Genomic DNA, 20027 nt, shown 5'->3' on the forward strand with positions numbered 1-20027 from the left:
AAGTGCTATCCCTGTGGGAGCGGGTTTACCCGCGAAGAGGCCGCTACAGGCTAGCGAATGAAGTGCACCTTGCCAGTGTCGTCATTGCCCATGTAGATGCCATAAACCCCGGCCTGCCGCTCGAGGATATAGCGCTCGAGAATCTGCCGGATTGCCGGGTAATAGATTTCCTCCCACGGGATCTCGTCCGGCTCGAAGAACCTGTACGCCAGCGTTTCCGCCCCGTACTGCCCGGTTTCCTCGGTGGCTATGGCGCGGAAGATGATGTACACCTCGCAGATTCTAGGCACGCTGAAGATCGAGTACGGCGAGACGATTTCGGCGCGTACGCCGCTTTCTTCCCAGACCTCGCGCAGGGCCGCCTGCTCGGTGGTCTCGCCGGCCTCCATGAACCCGGCCGGCAAGGTCCAGGTGCCGGGGCGAGGCGGGATGGCGCGCTGGCACAGCAGGTACTTGCCATCGCGCTCGATGATGCAGCCGGCGATGATCTTCGGGTTGATGTAGTGGATATAGCCGCAGCCGGTGCAGTGCAGGCGTTCGTGGGTGTCGCCTGTGGGAACGCCCCGGGCCAGTTCCTTGGTGCAGTGTGGGCAGTAGCGCGGGGCGGTGGGCATGATCAGTGGCCTATGCGTGGCTTATATGCGTGGATCCTTCAGGGCCAGGGGCTCGACCATGTCGCGCACCTTGACGTTGTCATCCTGCTTCTGGCGCAGGTAGTCCAGGGCCACCTTGGCGGCAGCGCGGACGTGGTCGACCGAGGCCTGGTGGGCCACCAGCGGGTCGCCGCTCTTGATCGCCTCGACGATCTTTTCCATTTCGCGGTTGCTGGCGCCGCGGCGGTTCTCCTGCGACACCGAAGTGGCGCGCAGGTAGCTGATGCGCGCCTGCAACTGGCGCAGCTGCTGGGCCGCCACCTGGTTGCCGGAGCCTTCCAGCAGCACATCGTAGAACCCTTGTACCGAATCCAGCACCTGTTGCAGCTCGCCTTCTTCGAGGGCTTCGCGGTTGACCTCCAGCGCGCGCTCAAGGGCACGGATGTCCTTGGCCTTGGCGTTGAGGGTGAACAGCTGCACGATCAGGCCTTCGAGCACGCAGCGCAGCTCGTAGATGTCGCGGGCGTCTTCCAGGGTAATGATGGCCACGCGCGGGCCCTTGGCGTCGGCGAATTCCACCAGACCTTCGGATTCCAGGTGGCGCAGTGCTTCACGCACCGAGGTGCGGCTGACGCCAAGGCGGTCGCAGAGGTCGCGCTCGACCAGGCGGTCGCCTGGCAGCAGGTGGAAGTTCATGATCGCGGCGCGCAGCTTGTCGAGCACGATTTCGCGCAGGGTAACGGGGTTGCGGTTGACCTTGAAGCTGTCGTCGAGTGGCTGGCGTTTCATCAAGTGCGCTCTTAAAGAGGCTGCCCGGCCGCAACCGCAACAGCACCACGAACCTGGGGTGCTCCTTGCGTGGGTTCGAACAGCCCGGTGTTAACGGGTTGACTCCGCATCGGCCTCAGCGAACGCCTCGCGGGCCAGGCGGAAGCTGTCCACCGCCGCGGGCACGCCGCAATAAATGCCGACCTGGAGCAGGATCTCGCGAATCTGTTCACGGCTCAGGCCATTACGCAAGGCGCCGCGAATGTGCAGTTTGAGCTCGTGGGGCCGGTTGAGCGCGGAAATCATGGCCAAGTTTATCATGCTGCGCTCTTTGAGCGACAAGCCTTCGCGGCCCCAGACGTGGCCCCAGCAGTATTCGGTGACCAACTCTTGCAACGGCTTTGTGAAGTCGTCGGCATTCTGGATCGAGCGGTTCACGTAATCCGCACCCAGCACCTGGGTGCGGATCTGCAGGCCTTTTTCGTACTTTTCAGTGCTCATGCAGTACCTCCGGCAAAAACAGGGTATCGGTGTGGGCTTCTTCGCGGGTAAACCCGCTCCTACAGGGATCCCACAGAGGCTGAATCCTGTGCTGTACCTGTGGGAGCGGGTTTACCCGCGAAGAAGCCAATGAAGTCTCTCAGCCCAATGGCGGCAGGGCGCCCAGCTTGCCCTTGTGGTACACCATCGGGGTCACCGGCTCGGCCGGCAGCACCAGGTTTTTCACCGCTCCGACGATGATCGCGTGGTCACCGCCGTCGTACTCGCGCCACAGTTCGCACTCGATGATCGCCGTGGCCTTGGCCAGCAGCGGGTTGCCCAGCTCGCTCAGGTGCCAGTCGATGCCTTTGGCCTTGTCCTTGCCCTTGCCGGCGAAGGCATAGGCCTCGGCGGTCTGGTCGGCGGACAGTAGGTGAATCGCGAACTGCTTGCTGTCACGCAGGATCGGGTAGGTGTCGGAGGCGTAGTTGGGGCAGAACAGTACCAGCGCCGGGTCGATCGACAGCGCGCTGAACGCGCTAGCGGTGATGCCGACGATGCCGCCGTCGGCGTCCAGGGTGGTGACCACCGTGACGCCGGACGGGAAGGAGCCCATCACGTCTTTGTAGATGCCTGGTTCGATCATCTCGTGCTACCTCTTAGCGCATCACAAACGGGTCGGGCATCGGCGCGGTGGACAGGTTGATCCACACGGTCTTCAGCTCGGTATAGGCCAGCACCGAATCGATGCCGCTCTCGCGGCCGTAGCCGCTGTTCTTGAAACCACCGATCGGTGCCATGGCCGACACGGCGCGGTAGGTGTTGACCCAGATGATCCCCGACCGCACGTCGCGGGCCAGGCGGTGGGCACGGCCCAGGTCGCGGGTCCAGATGCCGGCGGCCAGGCCGAACTGCGAGTCGTTGGCGATGGCCAGGGCCTCTTCCTCGGTCTTGAAGCGGATTACCGCGGCAACCGGGCCGAACACCTCTTCCTGCATGATGGTCATCGAGTTGCTGTCGCACTCGAACAGGGTCGGCTCGTAGAACCAGCCGTCACCCTCGACCTCGGCACGCTTGCCGCCCATGTGCAGCTTGGCGCCTTCGGCCTTGGCCGCGGCCACCAGGCCTTCGACCACGGCCAGCTGTTGCGCGGTGGCCATCGGGCCCATTTCGCTGGCGTCGTCCTGCGGGTTGCCGATGCGGATGCGCTTGGCGCGGGCGATCAGGCGCTCGACGAACGCGTCGAAGATCTCGTCCTGCACCAGCAGGCGCGAGCCGGCCACGCAGCTTTGCCCGGAGGCGGCATAGATGCCGGCCACGGCGCCGTTGATGGCGCTGTCCAGATCGGCGTCGGCGAAGATGATGTTCGGCGATTTGCCGCCCAGCTCCAGCGACAGTTTGGCGAAGTTTTCGGCGCTGCTGCGCACCACGTGGCGGGCGGTGGCGGCGCCGCCGGTGAAGGCGATCTTGCGCACCAGCGGGTGGCGGGTCAGCGCCGCGCCGGTGCTGGGGCCGTAGCCGGTGACCACGTTGACCACACCGGCCGGGAAGCCGGCCTCGAGGGCCAGGCGGGCCAGTTCGAGGATGGTCGCCGAGGCGTGCTCGGACGGCTTGAGCACGATGGTGTTGCCGGCGGCCAGGGCCGGAGCCAGTTTGATTGCGGTGAGGTACAGCGGGCTATTCCACGGGATGATCCCGGCCACCACGCCGATCGGCTCGTGCACGGTGTAGGCGAACAGGTCGGGCTTGTCCAGCGGCAGGGTGCCGCCTTCAAGCTTGTCGGCAAGGCCCGCCGTGTAGTGGAAGAACTCTGGCAGGTAGCCGACCTGGCCGCGGGTTTCGCGGATCAGCTTGCCGTTGTCACGGCTTTCCAGCTGGGCCAGGTGTTCCTTGTTTTCGGCAATCAGGTCACCCAGGCGACGCAGCAGTTTGCCGCGCGCGGTGGCGCTGATGCTGCGCCATTGCTTGCTGTCGAAGGCACGCTGGGCGGCCTGCACGGCCAGCTCCACATCGGCTTCGTCGGCGTCGGGCAGTTGCGCCCAGGCCTGGGCGGTGGCCGGGTTGAGGCTGTCGAAGGTCTTGCCGCTCTGGGCATCGCGCCATTGGCCGTCGATGCACATCTGGAAACGAACGAGGGTCATGCAACAATCCCCTTGGCGGATTCGGTGAGGGTGCGGGCTTGCGCGAGGAAGTCCAGCAGCATCTTGTTGACTTCACGCGGTGCTTCCACCGGCATCATGTGTCGTTGTTCGGCGAGGACCACGCTGTGCGCGCCAGGGATGCTGGCGGCGAGCTGGCGGGTCATGGCCGGGGTGGAGCCCGAGTCGAGTTCGCCGGTGGCGATCAGCGTCGGCACCTGGATGCTGCCCAGGTCGGCGGCGCGGTACATGTCCTGGGTGGCGAACAGCGAATAAGTGGTGTGGTAGCCCTGCGGATCGTTGCTGGCCAGCACCTGGCGAATGGCGGCGACCTGCGCCGGGTTGGCAGCCTTGTATTCACGGCTGAACCAGCGGTCGAGCGCGGCGTCGACGTTGGCGTCGGGGCCCAGCTGTGCCGCCTGGGCGGCGCGGGCGATAACACCGGCACTCTGCTCGGGGGTGCGGTTGAACACACTGTTGAGCACTACCAGTGCAGCCAGGCGCTGCGGGTAGTTGAGGGCGAACGCCCGGGCCACCAGGCCGCCCATGGAGAAGCCGATCACCGTGGCCTGCGGAATCTGCAGATGGTCGAGCAGTTCGGCGAGCTGGGCGGCATAGCCTTCCAGGCCGATGTCGGCGGCCGGCAGGGCACTCTGGCCGTGGCCGAGCATGTCGTAGGCAATGACGCGGTAGTCGTTGGCCAGGCCAACGAACTGACCGCCCCACATTTCCTTGTTCAAGCCCACGCCGTGGATCAGTACCACGGGGTGGCCCTGGCCGACGGACAGGTAGCTGGTGCCGGCGGAGGTGCGTTCAGCGACAGGCTGAATCATGGAGGGCGCTCCTTGAAGGTCGGGCGCGGCGGGTAAGCACGCCACGCCCCGGCCCGTCTTGGTTGTTGTTATTGAGCGTTGGCTTTTTCGGCAGCCAGTTCTTCCAGGTCGATGTAGCGGTTGCCGATGCGCGGGTGCAGGCGGCCGCCGTCGGAGGCGCCCAGGACCACGACGATTTCATCGGCGCGCGGGGCGTCTTCGATCTGCATTTCCAGGGTGATGTAGTGCGAGCGCAGGCCTTCGTCGTCCTTCTGCATCATCGGGATCTGGATCGAGGTGCCCGGGCCGCCGCGCTTGTTGGTGAAGCTCAGGTAGCTCTTGGCCTGTACCGCTTCGCGGTAGTGGTTGCCGAAGCGCAGGGTGTGGATTACCGCCGAGGCATGTTCGATTTCGCCGTCGGCGCCTACGACTGCGGCCTTGCCGTAGGCTTCGATCTTGTCGGCGCCGCCGATGGCAGCAGTCAGGCGCTCGACCATCAGGGCACCCAGGTCCGAGCAGTTGGCACGGATTTCCGGCTTCAGATCTTCAACGAAACCGCGCCCGGCCCATGGGTTCTTGATCACGACGGCCAGGCCGACCATGGTCACCGGCTTGTCGGTGGCCTTGCCGCCTTCGATGCGGGTCTCTTCGGAGTAGGTGACGATCTTGCGGATTTCGAAACTCATGGGTGGCTCCTGGTGAGGGTTATCAGTTCTTGTTGTCTGATGGTATACCATAATATTTGTTGTGCAAGAGGTGGCTGGAAATTTCTCTTGCGAGGGGACGAAAGGCGCTGTGTATCGGGTTTTTTGTGGCGTTCTGTACCGGCCTCTTCGCGGGTGAACCCGCTCCCACAGGTACCCCACAGGTTTCATGGTCTGCGCCATACCTGTGGGAGCGGGTTCACCCGCGAAGAGGCCGGTACAGGCAACGGATCAATCCCCAAAAAAAGCCCGCTCACGCGGGCCACAGGGGCCCACGTGAGCGGGCTGCGTCCCGCAATGTTTCAGGCGATGGGAATTCAGGCGAACGCAGGCACCACTTCCTTGATGAACAGCTCCAGCGATTTCTTCTTCTCGGCGTGGGGCAGGCTGTTGTCGCACCAGAAGCTGAACTCGTCGACGCCGAGCTCCTGGTAATACTTGATACGCGCAATGATCTCTTGCGGGGTGCCGATCATGGTGTTCTTGCGGATGTTCTCCAGCTCGAACGCCGGCACTTCGGCGAACTTCGATTCCGGGCTTGGCTCGAGGAAACCGTTGACCGGGGTGGTCTTGTTGCCGAACCAGGCATCGAAGGTGCGATAGAAGCGCGAGATGGCCTGGGCGCCGACTTTCCAGCCTTCCGGCTCGGCCGGGCTGTGCACGTGGGTGTGGCGCAGCACCATCAGTTGCGGGCGCGGCATGCCCGGGTTGTTGTCCAGGGCAGCCTGGAACTTGTTCTTCAGGTCCAGCACTTCCTCGTCACCCTTCATCAACGGGGTGACCATGACATTGCAGCCATTGGCCACGGCGAAGTTGTGCGAGTCCGGGTCGCGGGCGGCGATCCACATCGGCGGTACGGCGTTGTAAGGTTTCGGCACGCTGGTGGACGTGGGGAACTTGTACACTTCGCCATCATGGGCGTAGTCGCCTTCCCACAGCTTGCGCACCACCGGCACCATTTCGCGCAGGGCCTTGCCGCCATCGGTGGCCGGCATGCCACCTGCCATGCGGTCGAATTCGAACTGGTAGGCGCCACGAGCCAGGCCCACTTCCATGCGGCCCTTGCTGATCACGTCGAGCAGGGCACATTCGCCGGCCACGCGGATCGGATTCCAGAACGGCGCGATGATGGTGCCGGCGCCCAGGCGGATCTTGTCGGTGCGTGCAGCCAGATAGGCCAGCAGCGGCATCGGGCTTGGCGAAATGGTGTACTCCATGGCGTGGTGTTCGCCGATCCACACGGTGCTGAAACCGCCGTTCTCGGCCATCAAGGTCAGTTCGGTCAGGTCTTCGAACAGCTGGCGGTGGCTGACCTGTTCATCCCAACGTTCCATGTGCACGAACAACGAAAATTTCATGGGGCTTTCCTCAACGCTTGAAAGGGGCTGGCACCTGGCAGGGTCGGCACCAGCGGTCTCGATTCAGAATAGGCTTCAGGCAAAGGCCGGCAGGCTGGCCATCTTGCCGCGGCAGTACACCATCGGACGTGGCGCCTCTGCAGGGACGATCAGGTTGTGCACCTTGCCGACCATGATGGCGTGGTCGCCACCTTCATATTCGCGCCACAGTTCGCATTCGATCACAGCGGTGGCACCGGCCAGGATCGGGTTGCCCAGTTCGCTCAGGGAGCACTCGATACCGCTGGCCTTGTCCTTGCCCTTCCTGGCGAAGGCATAGGCCTCGGCCTGCTGTTCACCGGACAGCAGGTGAATGGCGAAGCGCTTCTGCCTGATCAGCACAGGGTAGGAGTCGGAGCTGTAGTTGGGGCAGAACAGCACCAGCGGCGGGTCCATCGACAGGGAGGAGAAGGCGCTGGCGGTCAGGCCGACGACCGAGCCGTCGTCGTCCAGGGTGGTGATGACGGTAACGCCGGACGGGAAAGAGCCCAGGACGTGCTTGTAGACGGTTGCGTCAATCATCTGGTGTACCTCGAAAGGGCTGCGGTGGTCCGCGGTTTTTATCGTTGATGTGTCTGATGGTATACCGTAATACCTATTTTGCAAGCGGAATTTTCAAGCACGGGTATTGCGCGATGAACGGCTAAAGCCCACGAATAACGGGGGTTTGAGCGGTGAGACGGTTTGTCGCATGGGGTGCGCAAGCGGATCAGTGGGCGGGTTTTCCAGCGGATCAGTGTTGTCAAAAGTTTGGAATACCATAATATGGTCTGCAGCTGAGAGGCCGCCTGGATGCGGTTTCCTTACAAAGATAAAAATGACCTTTCGAGCTGAGTCCTATGTCCCAACCGTCGTCGCAACACCAGTTTGTCGAGAATCACACGGTCGATTACGTTCCACCTGCCGAGCGCCATGGGAAGGCGCGTGACCTGTTCACCCTCTGGTTCAGTACCAACATTGCGCCACTGCCCATCGTCACCGGCGCCATGGTGGTCCAGGTGTTCCACCTGAACCTGTTGTGGGGCCTGGTTGCCATCGTGCTGGGCCATCTGCTCGGGGGCGTGGTCATTGCCCTTGCCTCTGCGCAGGGACCGCAACTGGGCATTCCGCAGATGGTGCAGAGCCGTGGCCAGTTCGGCCGCTATGGCGCTTTGCTGATCGTGTTCTTCACCGCGCTGATCTATGTCGGCTTCTTCATTTCCAACATCGTCCTGGCGGGCAAGACCATCCACGGCATCACCCCGAGCGTGCCGATGCCCGGCGCGATCGTGATCGGTGCGCTGAGTGCCACCGCCATTGGCGTGATCGGCTACCGCTTCATCCACATCCTCAACCGCATCGGTACCTGGGTGATGGGGTCGGCGCTGCTGGCCGGCTTCATCATGATGTTCGCCCGGGAGCTGCCGGCCGACTTCTTCAGCCGTGGCGCGTTCAACCTGTCGGGCTTCATCGCCACCGTGTCGCTGGGTACCATCTGGCAGATCAGCTTCTCGCCGTATACCTCCGACTACTCGCGCTACCTGCCGCGTGAAGTGGGCATTGCCAAGCCGTTCTGGGCCACCTACTTCGGCGCGACCCTGGGCACCATCCTGTGCTTCAGCTTTGGTGCGGTGGCGGTGCTGTGCGTGCCGGAAGGCACCGATGCGATGGATGCGGTCAAGCAGGCCACCGGTTGGCTGGGCCCGATCCTGATGGTGCTGTTCCTGCTCAACATCATCAGCCACAACGCCCTCAACCTGTATGGCGCGGTGCTGTCGATCGTCACCGCGATCCAGACCTTCGCCGCCGAGTGGACGCCGAGCATCAAGGTGCGGGTGGTGCTGGCTTCGGTGATTCTGGTGGGCTGCGGCATGGTGGCGCTGAATGCCTCGGCGGACTTCATCGGCCAGTTCATCGGCCTGATCCTGGCGCTGCTGCTGGTGCTGGTGCCGTGGGCGTCGATCAACCTGATCGACTTCTACCTGATCAAGAAGGGCCAGTACGACATCACCTCGATCTTCAGTGCCGACGGCGGCATCTATGGCCGCTACAACCACCACGCGATCATTGCCTATGCCTGCGGCATCCTGGTGCAGCTGCCGTTTGCCAATACGTCGCTATATGTGGGGCCGTATTCCAGTATCGTCGAAGGGGCTGACCTGTCGTGGCTGTTCGGCTTGCTGGTGACGGTGCCGCTGTATTACTGCCTGGCGACTCGGGGCAAGGCTGCCGAGAAGGCGGGGCGGGTCGTGAGTGTCAGTGACTGATAGAAAACTGCTGCAGTAATTGGGGCCACAAAGTGGCCCCGGCAGTTCAGAGACCATTGCGTCAGGCGATGGCGATCGACGGGTCGGCAGCGGCCAGGGCCAGGGTGCGATCAGCCGCTGGCGGATAGATCCACACCGAGTTGATCTGGCGCTTGAGGTCTTTGCCCTCCTGGCCATGCAGTTTCAGTTCGCGCTGCCAACCCTCGCTGTACGCCGCACCCCATTCGCCCAGATCCAGGCAGGTGACGTACTTGGGCTGGCGATACACCACCGGTTGCAGGCCAAGGAGGTCGGCCGCGGCGTTGTTGCCGCAGTGACGGCCCATGGGAATGGCGTGCTGGCAGGTCATCAGGGCGTGATTGCCCAGTTCGTCCACCGCGGCCCAGGCGGTGTCGCCCGTGGCGTACACATGGTCCTGGCCCAGCACCTTCAGGTGGCCGTCCACTTTCAGCCGGCCGAAGTTGTCGCGTTCGCCGCAAACCTGTGCAGTCAGCGGGCTGGCTTTGACGCCAACGGTCCAGATCACGGTGTTGCTGGCGATATGGTCGCCGTTGTCCAGGGTAACGCCACCGGCATCGACGGCCACCACTGAGGCCCCGGCCTTCCACTCGACCCCGGCCTGTTCGCAGGCAGCGACGATCGGCGGCGTGATACCCGCGCCCAGTGCCGCGCCAATTTGCGCACCGCGGTCGACCACCACCACCCGCAACGCCGCATTGGCGCCGAGGATGGCACGCAGGCGGGCAGGCATTTCCGTAGCGGTTTCAATACCCGTGAAGCCACCACCGCAGACCACCACAGTGTTGCGTGCCGGTGAAGTGGGCAGGGTGGCCAGGCCGACCAGGTGCTGCTCCAGGCGCATCGCCGATTCCATCTGGTCGACATCGAATGCATGTTCGGCCAGGCCAGGCACCGCCGGGCGTGCGACCTGGCTACCGGCGGCGAGGATCAGGCGGTCGTAGGCGATCGATTGGCGGAGCCCCTGGGCGTCGGTGTAGCTGACACTGCGCCCGTCGGTGTCGATGTTGTCGGCGTTGCCCGGGATGAAGCGAATGCCCACGGCTTCGAACAGCTCGCCCAGCGGGGCCTTCATGCCGTGCACGTCGGCCTCGTAGAAACGCGGGCGGATGCGCAGTTCAGGCTGTGGCGCGAGGACGCTGATGCTGATGTCGGCGCGCCGGGCCTGGTCTAGCAGGCGCGCGGCGCTCAGGGCGCTCCAGACACCGGCAAAGCCGGCACCGATGATGAGGATGTTCGATTTCATGAAGGTGCTCCGCAAGGTTCGAAGAGGGTCTTCGAGGGCAGGTTGTATGCCTCTCGAATAACTACGACTTTATTGGTCGTAGTTTGTATGCGCAAGTCTTTTCGTCAGGAGGGCGATACTTCATGTCACCGGTTTCTGGCTTGAATAGCCGTATTCACTGGGGTGAATGGACGAGGCAGGCCGATCGGCGGTAGCTGCCCGCTTTGCGGCGCAGCTGCATCGGGCGTATTATTTGCGACAAGACTGGTCGGAGATAGATATGTCGCTCTACAGTGCTGGCGTTGAATACGGTATCCATTGCCTGCTGTTCCTGGTGGACGAGCGGGGCGATTCGCGCGAGTCCAGCGTGCGCGACCTGGCGGAGTTGCAGGGGGTGCCTCAGGAGTACCTGGCCAAGGTCTTCACCAAGCTGGCCCGTGCCGGGCTGGTGGCTGCCACCGAGGGCGTGCGCGGAGGCTTCCGACTGGCGCGGCCGTCGGATGAAATCACCGTGCTGGATATCGTCAATGCCATCGACGGACCGAAGAAGATTTTCGACTGCCGCGAAGTTCGCGAGCGTTGCAGCCTGTTCGAGGGTGCGCCGCCGGGCTGGGCGACCGAGGGCACCTGCGCGATCCATGCGGTGATGTTGGGTGCGCAGAAGCGCATGGAAGAGGCCCTGGCGCAGCAGACCATCCTCGATCTGGCGCGGCGGTTCGGGCGCAAGGCGCCGGCCGAGTTCGGGCAGAAGGTCAATGCCTGGATGGGCGAGCGGCGGGAGGGTAAAGGGGCAGGGGATATTCCGGTCAGTCAGGTCTGAATCGGTTGCCTGTACCGGCCTCTTCACGGGTGAACCCGCTCCCACAGGTACCCCACAAGTTTCAGAGATTGTGATACCCCTGTGGGAGCGGGTTTACCCGCGAAAAGGCCAGTGCAGGTCAGCGCCCTTCATGCTGCCGCCGATACGCCCCCGGCTGCATCCCCACCGCCTTGGCAAACGCCCGGGTAAACGCCGCCACCGACTGATATCCCACCTGCGCCCCCACCTGCTCCACGGTATGCCCCGCCCGCAGCAACTGGCTGGCATGGCGCATGCGCAACGCCAGCAGTACTTGCCCTGGCGACTGCCCCGCCAGTTCATTGAAACGCTTGAAAAACGCCGACCGCGACAACCTGGTGCAGGCGGCCATGCTTTCCAGCGTCCACGCTTGCCCCGGTTGCTCGATCAACTGCTCCAGCAGCCCGGCAAACGCCGGTTGCCGGGCAAGGGCAACCAGCCCGCCCAGCGATTGCCCGGCATGCACCTGCTGGCGTAGCGCATACAGGAACAACAAGTGTGTCAGCCGCTCCAGCAACGCCTGCGACGGCCCGGCGGCGCGCCGGCATTCCTCCAAAATCAGCTCGAACAGTGCCCGCGCCGCATGCCCGGCCGGTTCATCGGCGCGCAGCAATATCCAGTCGGCCAGGCCGTCGACGATCAGCGCCGACAAGCCCGGTTTGAAGTGGAAGAAACCACACACCAACCCCACGCCATCGACTGCCTCGGCGTCGATGGCCTGCATGCGCTGGCGCGGCTGGGCGCAGGCACTGGCCGGGTCCTGCTCGCTGGCCAGGCGATAGCCGAAGTCGCGCAGCAGGAACACCGCATCGCCGACCTCCAGGCGCAGTGCCTCGGGTTGCCCGTCGATGTGCAGCCAGCAATGCCCCTGCACCACCAGGTGGAAGCTGGCCCGGCCCATGCCTTGGGTGCTGGCGTGCCAGCCGCCACAGTAGCGGCCCACATGGAACAGGCTGGCATCGAGCTCCAGGCCCTCTAATAACCAATCGACAAGGCAGCTGGACGAAATCATCTAATGCAAAGACTCAAGAGCAAGGAAAGGCGACTGATGAATATGGAGGGTAGTTCTTATAACCAACAGACTGTAGTGACACCCATCAAAGGAGACCACTCCATGTCCTCGCGCATTACTTTACACACGCTGCAGAGCGCCCCGGAAGCGGCCCGCCCGTTCCTCGAGAACGCCCAGAAGAATTCCGGCTTCATCCCCAACCTGTTGGGCGTGCTGGCCAATGCCCCGGCGGCACTGGAAACTTACGTGACCGTTTCGGCACTCAACGGCAAATCCGAACTGAGCCTGGCCGAGCGCGAAGTGGTGCAACTGATTGCCGCCACCCAGCATGGCTGTGACTTCTGCGTGGCCGGCCACACGGCGGTGGCCCTGAACAAGGCCAAGCTGCCACAGGAGGTGGTCGATGCCCTGCGTGCCCGTGGCGAGCTGCCCGATGCCCGTTATGAAGCCCTGGCCGCGTTCGCCCGCGAAGTGATCGCCACCCGTGGCAATGTCAGCGAGGCCACTTTTCAGGCCTTCCGCGCAGTCGGCTTCAGCGAAGGCAACGCCCTGGAGGTGATCTTGGGCGTGAGCCTCGCAACCCTGTGCAACTTTGCTAATGTGTTCGCCCAGACGCCGCTCAACGACGAGCTTGGCAAGTACCGCTGGCAACCTTCTGCATAGCTCGTATATGACAGCGGCCATGATGCGGTCGTTGCAGCAGCGGCCTTGCGCCGCGAACGGGCCGCAAAGCGGCCCCGGCGTCCTAAAAGGAGCAAGACCATGCAAGATTGTGCATTTCGACACTGGCTGGATGCCAATGCCGAGGCCATTGACCGGGGCCAGTGCGAGCCTCAGCTGGTGCTGGCGCAAATCGCCGAATCGCAGCTGCTGCGCATCGGTATCGAGCCGGCCCAGGGCGGCACGGGCGGGCAGGTGAGCGACGCGGTCGAGGCCATCGCCGCGATCGCCAGCCGCTCGCTGGCAGCGGCCTTCGTCTGCTGGGGGCAGCGCGCCTTCATCGAATACCTGTTGCACAGCCCCAACCAGCCCCTGCGCGAACGCCTGCTGCCGCGCCTGCTGACTGGCGAACTGGCCGGCGCCACCGGGTTGTCCAATGCCATGAAGTTCCTGTCCGGCATCGAAGCGTTGCAGGTGCGTGGCCGCCCGGCAGCCGATGGCTGGCACCTGGAAGGTCGCCTGCACTGGGTGACCAACCTGCGCAAAAGCGGCTTTGTGGTAGCTGCGGCTATCGAAGACGAAGCCGGTGGTGCGCCGTTCGTGCTGGCCATTCCGTCCGACGCACAGGGCCTGGAGCGCTCCGACGACCTGCGACTGATGGGCCTGCAGTCGAGCAACACTGCGGCACTGGCCTTCCACCAGGTGCAATTGCAGCGTGGCTGGTTACTGCACGAGAATGCCCGCGAATTCCTGCCTCGGGTACGCCCGGCGTTCCTGGCGCTGCAATGCGGCATGGCCATTGGCCTGGCGCGGCGGGCGCTGGCGGAAGTGCAGGCACACCTGCATGGCCGTGCCTCGTTCCTCGACGAAGCACGCCAGGTGCTCAGCGAGCGCCTGGAAAACACCGTGAGCGAGCTCAAGCAGGGCCTGCTCGATGGCCGTTTCCAGCAGCAGCCGGCCGCCTTGTTCAAGCTGCGCATTACCCTGGCCGAAAGCGCTGCCGACGCCGTGCAACTGGAGTTGCAGGCCAGTGGTGGCAAGGCCTACCTCAGCGAGTACGGTGAAGGCTTTGCCCGTCGCTGGCGCGAGTCGGCCTTCGTGCCGATCGTCACGCCCAGCCTGGTGCAACTGCGCGCCGAACTGCAACGCCAGGCGGGCGCGGCATGAGCCCAGTGTTGCTCGAAGCCCGCGACATCAGCCTGGGCTACCCCCGCGGGGCTGGCTGGCAGGCGGTGCTGGCGCAGTTCGACCTGCAACTGGCACCGGGCGAAGTAGTGACCATCCTCGGCCCCAGCGGGGTCGGCAAGTCCAGCCTGCTGCGGGTGCTGGCCGGTCTGCAGCAGCCCCGCGGTGGCAGCGTGACCCTGCACGGCCAGCCGCTGCACGGTCCGCACCCACGCCTGGCGGTGGCCTTCCAGGACCCGAGCCTGTTGCCCTGGTTGAGCCTGGAGAAGAATGTCGCCTTCGGCCTGGACTTCGCCCGCCAGCCCAGACTGGCCGCTGCCGAACGGCGCGCACGCATCGACCATGCGATTGCCGCCGTGGGCCTGGCCCATGCCCGCGGCCAGTACCCGGCGCAGTTGTCCGGCGGCATGGCCCAGCGCACCGCGCTGGCCCGCTGCCTGGCCCGCCAGCCCGAAGTCCTGCTGCTCGATGAGCCGTTCGGCGCGCTGGATGAAGTGACCCGGGCCGACATGCAGCAACTGCTGCTGCAACTGATCGCTACCCACAACACGGCGGCGGTGCTGATCACCCACGATATCGACGAAGCCTTGCTGCTGTCCGACCGGGTCCTGCTACTGGGCAACCACCCAGCGCACACCCTCGGCCAGTGGCACATCGACCTGCCGCAACCACGGACGCAGCGGGTCGAGGAACTGGGCGCCTTGCGCATCGAAATCCTCAAAACCCTTCGGCGGGCAAGCCGCACAGTCGAACCTACTCCAACCCCTTTGCCGTCGGAGGCTGTCCATGTGCATGGATGACTGCTGTTCCTCTTCTTCGCGTCGCGATTTCCTCAAGCTTGGCGCCATGCTCACGGCCGCCGGTGCGCTGCCGCTGCTGTCGAGCCTGCAGGCCCGTGCCGCTGTCGAGCCGGACGCGCCGGTGCGTATCGGCTACCTGCCGATTACCGACGCCACGCCGCTGCTGGTGGCGCACAACAACGGCCTGTTCGAGGCCGAAGGCATCAAGGCCGAGCGCCCGGTGCTGCTGCGCAGCTGGGCGCAGGTGATCGAGGCGTTCATTTCCGGCCAGGTCAACGTCATCCACCTGCTGTCGCCGATGACCGTGTGGGCCCGCTACGGCAGCAAGGTGCCGGCCAAGGTGGTGGCCTGGAACCACGTGGGCGGTTCAGGCCTGACCGTGGCCCCGGACATCAGCGACATGAAACAGCTGGGTGGCAAGACCGTGGCCATCCCGTTCTGGTACTCCATCCATAACGTGGTGCTGCAGCAGATGCTCGACGACAACGGCCTGACCCCGGTGTCGAAACCGGCCAATGCGCCACTGGCCGGCAACGAAGTCAACCTGCTGGTGCTGCCACCGTCCGACATGCCGCCGGCGTTGGCCAGCAAGCGTATCGCTGGCTATATCGTCGCCGAGCCATTCAACGCCCTGGCCGAGAACCTCAAGGTTGGCCGCGTGCAGCGCTTTACCGGCGATGTGTGGCGCAACCACGCCTGCTGCGTGGTGTTCATGCACGAGAACGACCTGAACAACCGCCCGCAGTGGTCGCAGAAGGTAGTCAACGCCATCGTCAAGGCCCAGCACTGGACCCGCGATCACCGCGCCGAGGCCGCCGCGTTGTTGTCCAAGGCCGGCCCCAACAAGTACACCCCGCATGAACCCGCAGTGCTCAGCAAAGTGCTGGCACCGGCTGCCGAGGACCGTGCCGGTTATATTGCCAGTGGCGCCATTCGCCACCAGCAGTGGGACGAAAAGCGCATCGATTTCCAGCCATACCCGTTCCCCAGCTACACCGAAGAATTGGTCAAGCGCCTGAAAACCACCCTGATCGAGGGCGACAATGCGTTCCTTGCCGGCCTGGACCCGGCACAGACCGCCCGCGACCTGGTCGACGACCGCTTCGTGCGCAACGCCATCGCTACCGTTGGCGGGCCGTCGGTGTTCGGCATCGCTGACAATTTCGAGCGTAGCGAGGAGTTCGCGGTCTGATGCGCACGCATGTCGTTCATGCTGGCCTGGGGCTGGCCGGGTTGCTGGGGTTGTTGCTGTTGTGGTGGGCCGGTGTCGCGGTGTTCGGCCAGGCCGATGGTCTGTCGGCGCGCTTTTCGCCGGCGGCGACCCTGGCAAGCCTGGTCGAGTTGCTGGGGCAGGGCGAGGTCTATGGGCATATCTGGGTCAGCCTCAAGCGTATCCTGGTCGGGCTGCTGCTGGCGCTGCTGATCGGGGTGCCGCTGGGCTTGCTGGTGGGCAGCTACCGGCACCTGGAGGCGGCGACCACGCCGGCGTTCCAGTTCCTGCGCATGATCTCGCCGCTGTCGTGGATGCCGGTGGTGGTGATGCTGATGGGCGTGGGGGACCAGCCCATCTACTTCCTGCTGGCGTTTGCCGCGTTGTGGCCGATCTTGCTGAACACGGCGGCCGGGGTGAGGCAACTGGACCCGCGCTGGTTGCAGTTGAGCCGCAGCTTGAGTGCCACGCGTTGGGAGACCTTGTGCAAGGTGATCGTGCCCGGGGTGATCGGCCACGTGCTGACCGGCGTGCGCCTGGCCATCGGCATTTTGTGGATCGTGCTGGTGCCGTGCGAAATGCTCGGGGTGAGTGCGGGGCTGGGGTATTTCATCCTCGATACCCGTGACCGGCTGGCGTATTCCGAGCTGATGGCAATGGTGCTGCTGATCGGGGTACTGGGGTTTGTGCTGGATGCCCTGGCGCGTGGGCTGCATCGGCGTTGGGTGCATGGCTGAAGGGCCAGTGGGGGCTTCTTCGCGGGCTTGCCCGCTCTCATAGAACTGCACATAACTCGTTGAATTAGCAGGGCCCCTGTGGGAGCGGCTTTAGCCGCGAACACCGGCGCAGCCGGTGCCATGCACCGCGTTGGATTCTTCGCGACTAAAGCCCCACAGGATGCACGGACCGCTTGCGAATTCAGTTCTCTATGCGACAGCGCAGACCAAAGGGCTGGGCCATCTCCCACANCTGTGGGAGCGGCTTTAGCCGCGAACACCGGCGCAGCCGGTGCCATGCACCGCGTTGGATTCTTCGCGACTAAAGCCACTCCCACAGGATGCACGGACCGCTTGCGAATTCAGTTCTCTATGCGACAGCGCAGACCAAAGGGCTGGGCCATCTCCCACAGGCACCCTACCGCCCTTTGGCCTTGTGATACCCCTGTGGGAGCGGGCGCGCCCGCGAACAGGCCCTTGGATCAATGCACGGTCTTGCGCTGCCGTACACACTCCTGGGCCTGGGCGGTCAGTTCGTCCAGCCGCTCATCACGCATCTGTTCCGCCTCGATCATCGCATCCTCACCCTGCTGGTTGAGCAGGTAGGTATGGATCTGCATCACTTCCGCGGTCTGGTAGATCGGCGCAATATCCAGCCGCCCGATCAGTGCGCCGCTAGCCTGCCCGGTACTGCTCATCAGCACCTGCGGCCCATTGGCGGCCACCACCTGCATGCCCATCGCCTCGAACCACGGCACCTGGCTGGCAAAGGCATTCAGCTCGACGCAGGCATGGCGTGCCTGCAGGTCGCCCAGCAGGGCGCGGGCGATGCCCTGGCGGCGATGGCTGGCGCGCACGGCCAGGAACGCCAGGGCGCACGCCTGCTGATCGTCCTCGGCCAGCAGCGACAGGGCAAAGCCCAGCAACTGGTCCGGTGCCTCGGCATCCAGCGCCAGGGTCAGCGCCACGGCCAGGCCGCGGGTGCCGTCCAGCGCTTGCAGGTACTGGTGCACCTCCATGCCGACGCCGTACTGGTACAGCGGGTACAGCGGGTTGTCGGCGCTGATGGCGACACTGCTCAGTTCGCCGACGTGGTGGATCACCAGCTCGCGGATCTGGTTCTGGAAAGATTCAGGCGGCACGCTGTCGAGGCGGCTCAGGATGAACATCGGGGGGCGGGCTCCGGCGGGTAGATAGTCAGCTCGCGCCGTGCAGGCGCGGGCTGTACAGTCTAACCGGTTTTGCCGCTCAGCCTTGTAGCTGTAATGCACCGAGCATCAGGTCGAGGTTTTGCACTGCCGCGCCGGAGGCTCCTTTGCCGAGGTTGTCGAACACTGCGGTCAGCAGCACCTGGCCATGCTCCGGGTTGGCGTAAAGCGCCAGGCGCAGGTCGTTGCTGTCGTTCAACGCCTCGGGGTCGAGGTTCGCCGCTGCGCCGTGCTGATGCAGGGGCATCAGCTGGACGTGGCGGGCACCCTGGTAGTGCTGCTCCAGGCAAGCCTGCAGCTGTTCGGCGCTGACCTGGCCGGGCAGCAGGCGCAACTGCAGCGGGATGCTCAGCACGATGCCCTGGCGGTAAGCAGCGTAGCCGGGCATGAACATCGGCCGCGCCGACAGCCCGGCGTGCTGCTGGATTTCCGGCACGTGCTTGTGCGCCAGTTCCAGGCCATACAGTTGCAGGGCCGGGGTTTTGCCGGTGCCGGGCTGTTCATGCCGTTCGACTGCGGCGCGGCCACCTCCGGAATAGCCGGAGATGGCGTGGATGTTCAGCGGGTAATCCGCTGGCAGCAGGCCAGCCTTGACCAGTGGGCGCAGCAGGGCGATGGCGCCGGTGGGGTAGCAGCCGGGGTTGCTGACACGCTTGCTGTGCGCGATGCGTTCGGCTTGCTGCTCGTCGAGCTCCGGCAGGCCATAGACCCAGCCTGGGGTGGTGCGGTGAGCGGAACTTGCGTCGATCACCCGCACCTGTGGGTTGTGGATCGCCGCCACGGCCTCGCGGGCGGCATCGTCGGGCAGGCACAGCAGGGCGATGTCGGCGCTGTTGATCGCCTCGCGGCGGCGTTGCGGGTCTTTGCGCTCGGCTTCGGGCAGGGTCAGCAGGTGCAGATCGCTGCGGCCTTGCAGGCGGGCATGGATCTGCAGGCCGGTGGTGCCTTGGTCGCCGTCGATGAAAACAACAGGGGTGTGCATGGTCAAAGTCCGGTCGAGGAGGGGTGGCCTATGCTCGCCTGTGGCTGTGGTAAAGAAAATTTGAATATGATGATCGATATATTCATCTTTTCTGAATGAGTTTGGCCCATGCGCGAAATCAGCCTCGATCGCCTCCGCACCCTGGTGGTCATCTCCGACCTGGGCTCCTTTGCCGAAGCCGCCCGCCAGCTCAACCTGGCACCGCCTACCATCAGCCTGCACGTGGCCGAGCTGGAAGCGCGCATCGGCGCCCCGTTGCTTACCCGCACCCGCGGCCAGGTGCAGTCCACGGCCATCGGCGAAACCCTGCTGGCCCGTGCCCGCCGCCTGCTGGCCGACGCCGACCTGGCGCTGGACGAAGTGCGCCGGCAAGTTGAAGGCCTGACCGGGCGGGTGCGTCTGGGCGCTTCCACCGGTGCCATTGCCCACCTGCTGCCGCAGGCGCTGGAGCACCTGCGTACGGCGCACCCGGGCATCGATGTGCAGGTACAGGTGCTGACCTCCCGGGCCTCGCTGACGCGCTTGCGCGAGGGCACGCTGGATATCGGCCTGGTGGCCTTGCCGCAGGTGGTCGGAAAAGGGCTTACCGTTAGCCCTTGGCGGCGCGACCCGATCCTGGCCTACGTGCCGGCCGACTGGCAGCCGCCGGCCAAGGTCACGCCGGCCTGGCTGGCGCAGCGGGCGTTGATCCTCAATGACAGCAGCACCCAGCTGTCGCGGGTGACCGGGGAATGGTTTGCGGCAGCGGGGTTGTACCCCGAGCCGCGCATTGAACTGAACTACAACGATGCGATCAAGAGCCTGGTCGGGGCCGGGTATGGGGCGACGTTGCTGCCGCAGGAGGGGGAGGCGGCCGAGCTCGACCGGCGCATTGCCCGCCGGCCGCTGCGGCCGGGGTTGTGGCGGCAATTGGGCATTGCCTGCCGGGAAGGGCAGGTGGAGCGGGCCACGGGGTATGTGTTGCAGGCGTTGCAGCGGTTGCGCCAGTAGGGGGCTGCTGCGCAGCCCGATCGCCGGCAAGCCAGCTCCCACCGG

The 20027-nt window shown here is 64.7% G+C and carries 21 protein-coding genes; 8 read left to right on the forward strand and 13 right to left on the reverse strand.

The genetic code is table 11. The features are described 5' to 3' along the window. Positions 1–50 precede the first annotated feature (50 nt). From FQ664_RS12810 to FQ664_RS12855, 9 genes are all read right to left on the reverse strand, one after another. Positions 51–614 carry an NUDIX hydrolase gene (locus FQ664_RS12810; protein WP_144172236.1) on the reverse strand — a complete coding sequence of 188 codons (564 nt, stop codon included), beginning with the start codon at positions 612–614 and terminating at the stop codon, positions 51–53. 21 nt (positions 615–635) lie between these two features. Continuing rightward, positions 636–1382 (reverse strand): GntR family transcriptional regulator, encoded by a 747-nt coding sequence (locus FQ664_RS12815; protein WP_063913667.1) that lies wholly within the window; start codon positions 1380–1382, stop codon positions 636–638. Between the two features lie 90 nt (positions 1383–1472). Continuing rightward, complete coding sequence (locus tag FQ664_RS12820) at positions 1473–1862, reverse strand: carboxymuconolactone decarboxylase family protein (protein WP_144172237.1); 390 nt, start codon at positions 1860–1862, stop codon at positions 1473–1475. 139 nt (positions 1863–2001) lie between these two features. Further along, positions 2002–2487: a flavin reductase family protein gene (locus tag FQ664_RS12825; RefSeq protein ID WP_003258675.1), complete on the reverse strand. Its 486-nt coding sequence runs from the start codon at positions 2485–2487 to the stop codon at positions 2002–2004. A 13-nt stretch (positions 2488–2500) separates the two neighbouring features. Then, entirely contained in the window at positions 2501–3982 is a 1482-nt protein-coding gene (locus FQ664_RS12830) for an aldehyde dehydrogenase (protein ID WP_144172238.1), read from the reverse strand. Beyond that, complete coding sequence (locus FQ664_RS12835) at positions 3979–4812, reverse strand: alpha/beta fold hydrolase (protein WP_144172239.1); 834 nt, start codon at positions 4810–4812, stop codon at positions 3979–3981. The genes FQ664_RS12830 and FQ664_RS12835 overlap by 4 nt, the downstream gene beginning before the upstream one ends. Positions 4813–4880: 68 nt before the next feature. Then, positions 4881–5477, reverse strand: a complete 597-nt coding sequence (locus tag FQ664_RS12840; protein ID WP_003258678.1) for an amino acid synthesis family protein — start codon at positions 5475–5477, stop codon at positions 4881–4883. Positions 5478–5812: 335 nt separating this feature from the next. Further along, complete coding sequence (locus FQ664_RS12850; protein ID WP_144172240.1) at positions 5813–6853, reverse strand: LLM class flavin-dependent oxidoreductase; 1041 nt, start codon at positions 6851–6853, stop codon at positions 5813–5815. A 75-nt stretch (positions 6854–6928) separates the two neighbouring features. Next, positions 6929–7414 (reverse strand): flavin reductase family protein, encoded by a 486-nt coding sequence (locus FQ664_RS12855; RefSeq protein WP_144172241.1) that lies wholly within the window; start codon positions 7412–7414, stop codon positions 6929–6931. A gap of 317 nt (positions 7415–7731) precedes the next feature. On the opposite strand from FQ664_RS12855, the gene FQ664_RS12860 reads away from it, so the two are divergent. Continuing rightward, positions 7732–9138 (forward strand): purine-cytosine permease family protein, encoded by a 1407-nt coding sequence (locus tag FQ664_RS12860; RefSeq protein WP_144172242.1) that lies wholly within the window; start codon positions 7732–7734, stop codon positions 9136–9138. 61 nt (positions 9139–9199) lie between these two features. On the opposite strand, the gene FQ664_RS12865 is transcribed toward FQ664_RS12860, so the two are convergent. Next, positions 9200–10402: an NAD(P)/FAD-dependent oxidoreductase gene (locus FQ664_RS12865; RefSeq protein WP_144172243.1), complete on the reverse strand. Its 1203-nt coding sequence runs from the start codon at positions 10400–10402 to the stop codon at positions 9200–9202. A gap of 259 nt (positions 10403–10661) precedes the next feature. Between FQ664_RS12865 and FQ664_RS12870 the strand changes: the two genes are divergently transcribed. After that, positions 10662–11201 (forward strand): RrF2 family transcriptional regulator, encoded by a 540-nt coding sequence (locus FQ664_RS12870; RefSeq protein WP_087501341.1) that lies wholly within the window; start codon positions 10662–10664, stop codon positions 11199–11201. A 118-nt stretch (positions 11202–11319) separates the two neighbouring features. Here FQ664_RS12870 and FQ664_RS12875 read toward each other — a convergent pair whose 3' ends face one another. Further along, positions 11320–12231, reverse strand: coding sequence for an AraC family transcriptional regulator (locus tag FQ664_RS12875; protein WP_144172244.1), 912 nt, complete (start codon positions 12229–12231; stop codon positions 11320–11322). A 102-nt stretch (positions 12232–12333) separates the two neighbouring features. Here FQ664_RS12875 and FQ664_RS12880 point away from each other — a divergent pair, with 102 nt between their 5' ends. The 5 genes from FQ664_RS12880 to FQ664_RS12900 all read left to right on the forward strand — a co-directional run bounded on the left by FQ664_RS12880 (position 12334) and on the right by FQ664_RS12900 (position 16823). Then, positions 12334–12894 (forward strand): carboxymuconolactone decarboxylase family protein, encoded by a 561-nt coding sequence (locus tag FQ664_RS12880; RefSeq protein ID WP_144172245.1) that lies wholly within the window; start codon positions 12334–12336, stop codon positions 12892–12894. Between the two features lie 99 nt (positions 12895–12993). After that, positions 12994–14058, forward strand: coding sequence for an acyl-CoA dehydrogenase family protein (locus tag FQ664_RS12885; protein ID WP_144172246.1), 1065 nt, complete (start codon positions 12994–12996; stop codon positions 14056–14058). Then, positions 14055–14876 carry an ABC transporter ATP-binding protein gene (locus FQ664_RS12890; protein WP_144172247.1) on the forward strand — a complete coding sequence of 274 codons (822 nt, stop codon included), beginning with the start codon at positions 14055–14057 and terminating at the stop codon, positions 14874–14876. Before FQ664_RS12885 ends, FQ664_RS12890 begins: the two co-directional genes overlap by 4 nt. Next, positions 14863–16068: an ABC transporter substrate-binding protein gene (locus FQ664_RS12895; RefSeq protein WP_144172248.1), complete on the forward strand. Its 1206-nt coding sequence runs from the start codon at positions 14863–14865 to the stop codon at positions 16066–16068. The genes FQ664_RS12890 and FQ664_RS12895 overlap by 14 nt, the downstream gene beginning before the upstream one ends. Beyond that, positions 16068–16823, forward strand: a complete 756-nt coding sequence (locus FQ664_RS12900) for an ABC transporter permease (RefSeq protein WP_110743149.1) — start codon at positions 16068–16070, stop codon at positions 16821–16823. The genes FQ664_RS12895 and FQ664_RS12900 overlap by 1 nt, the downstream gene beginning before the upstream one ends. Before the next feature lie 461 nt (positions 16824–17284). On the opposite strand, the gene FQ664_RS12910 is transcribed toward FQ664_RS12900, so the two are convergent. Both FQ664_RS12910 and argC read right to left on the reverse strand, forming a co-directional pair. Next, positions 17285–17971, reverse strand: a complete 687-nt coding sequence (locus FQ664_RS12910) for a GNAT family N-acetyltransferase (protein WP_144172249.1) — start codon at positions 17969–17971, stop codon at positions 17285–17287. 79 nt (positions 17972–18050) lie between these two features. Beyond that, a complete protein-coding gene (gene argC / locus FQ664_RS12915) occupies positions 18051–18992 on the reverse strand; it encodes an N-acetyl-gamma-glutamyl-phosphate reductase (protein ID WP_144172250.1) in 942 nt (313 codons plus the stop codon). 108 nt (positions 18993–19100) lie between these two features. Between argC and FQ664_RS12920 the strand changes: the two genes are divergently transcribed. Next, positions 19101–19982 carry a LysR family transcriptional regulator gene (locus FQ664_RS12920; protein ID WP_144172251.1) on the forward strand — a complete coding sequence of 294 codons (882 nt, stop codon included), beginning with the start codon at positions 19101–19103 and terminating at the stop codon, positions 19980–19982. Positions 19983–20027: the final 45 nt, after the last annotated feature.

This window comes from Pseudomonas persica, assembly GCF_900291015.1.
Classification (GTDB): domain Bacteria; phylum Pseudomonadota; class Gammaproteobacteria; order Pseudomonadales; family Pseudomonadaceae; genus Aquipseudomonas.

Coding starts and splice junctions, on each gene's coding strand:
- FQ664_RS12835 (WP_144172239.1), bottom strand. CDS start 4,812: ATGATTCAGCCTGTCGCTGAACGCACCTCCGCCGGCACCAGCTACCTG.
- FQ664_RS12910 (WP_144172249.1), bottom strand. CDS start 17,971: ATGTTCATCCTGAGCCGCCTCGACAGCGTGCCGCCTGAATCTTTCCAG.
- FQ664_RS12920 (WP_144172251.1), top strand. CDS start 19,101: ATGCGCGAAATCAGCCTCGATCGCCTCCGCACCCTGGTGGTCATCTCC.
- FQ664_RS12840 (WP_003258678.1), bottom strand. CDS start 5,477: ATGAGTTTCGAAATCCGCAAGATCGTCACCTACTCCGAAGAGACCCGC.
- FQ664_RS12885 (WP_144172246.1), top strand. CDS start 12,994: ATGCAAGATTGTGCATTTCGACACTGGCTGGATGCCAATGCCGAGGCC.
- FQ664_RS12855 (WP_144172241.1), bottom strand. CDS start 7,414: ATGATTGACGCAACCGTCTACAAGCACGTCCTGGGCTCTTTCCCGTCC.
- FQ664_RS12895 (WP_144172248.1), top strand. CDS start 14,863: ATGTGCATGGATGACTGCTGTTCCTCTTCTTCGCGTCGCGATTTCCTC.
- FQ664_RS12850 (WP_144172240.1), bottom strand. CDS start 6,853: ATGAAATTTTCGTTGTTCGTGCACATGGAACGTTGGGATGAACAGGTC.
- FQ664_RS12865 (WP_144172243.1), bottom strand. CDS start 10,402: ATGAAATCGAACATCCTCATCATCGGTGCCGGCTTTGCCGGTGTCTGG.
- FQ664_RS12825 (WP_003258675.1), bottom strand. CDS start 2,487: ATGATCGAACCAGGCATCTACAAAGACGTGATGGGCTCCTTCCCGTCC.
- FQ664_RS12870 (WP_087501341.1), top strand. CDS start 10,662: ATGTCGCTCTACAGTGCTGGCGTTGAATACGGTATCCATTGCCTGCTG.
- FQ664_RS12820 (WP_144172237.1), bottom strand. CDS start 1,862: ATGAGCACTGAAAAGTACGAAAAAGGCCTGCAGATCCGCACCCAGGTG.
- FQ664_RS12875 (WP_144172244.1), bottom strand. CDS start 12,231: ATGATTTCGTCCAGCTGCCTTGTCGATTGGTTATTAGAGGGCCTGGAG.
- FQ664_RS12860 (WP_144172242.1), top strand. CDS start 7,732: ATGTCCCAACCGTCGTCGCAACACCAGTTTGTCGAGAATCACACGGTC.
- FQ664_RS12815 (WP_063913667.1), bottom strand. CDS start 1,382: ATGAAACGCCAGCCACTCGACGACAGCTTCAAGGTCAACCGCAACCCC.
- FQ664_RS12810 (WP_144172236.1), bottom strand. CDS start 614: ATGCCCACCGCCCCGCGCTACTGCCCACACTGCACCAAGGAACTGGCC.
- FQ664_RS12880 (WP_144172245.1), top strand. CDS start 12,334: ATGTCCTCGCGCATTACTTTACACACGCTGCAGAGCGCCCCGGAAGCG.
- FQ664_RS12900 (WP_110743149.1), top strand. CDS start 16,068: ATGCGCACGCATGTCGTTCATGCTGGCCTGGGGCTGGCCGGGTTGCTG.
- FQ664_RS12890 (WP_144172247.1), top strand. CDS start 14,055: ATGAGCCCAGTGTTGCTCGAAGCCCGCGACATCAGCCTGGGCTACCCC.
- FQ664_RS12830 (WP_144172238.1), bottom strand. CDS start 3,982: ATGACCCTCGTTCGTTTCCAGATGTGCATCGACGGCCAATGGCGCGAT.
- argC (WP_144172250.1), bottom strand. CDS start 18,992: ATGCACACCCCTGTTGTTTTCATCGACGGCGACCAAGGCACCACCGGC.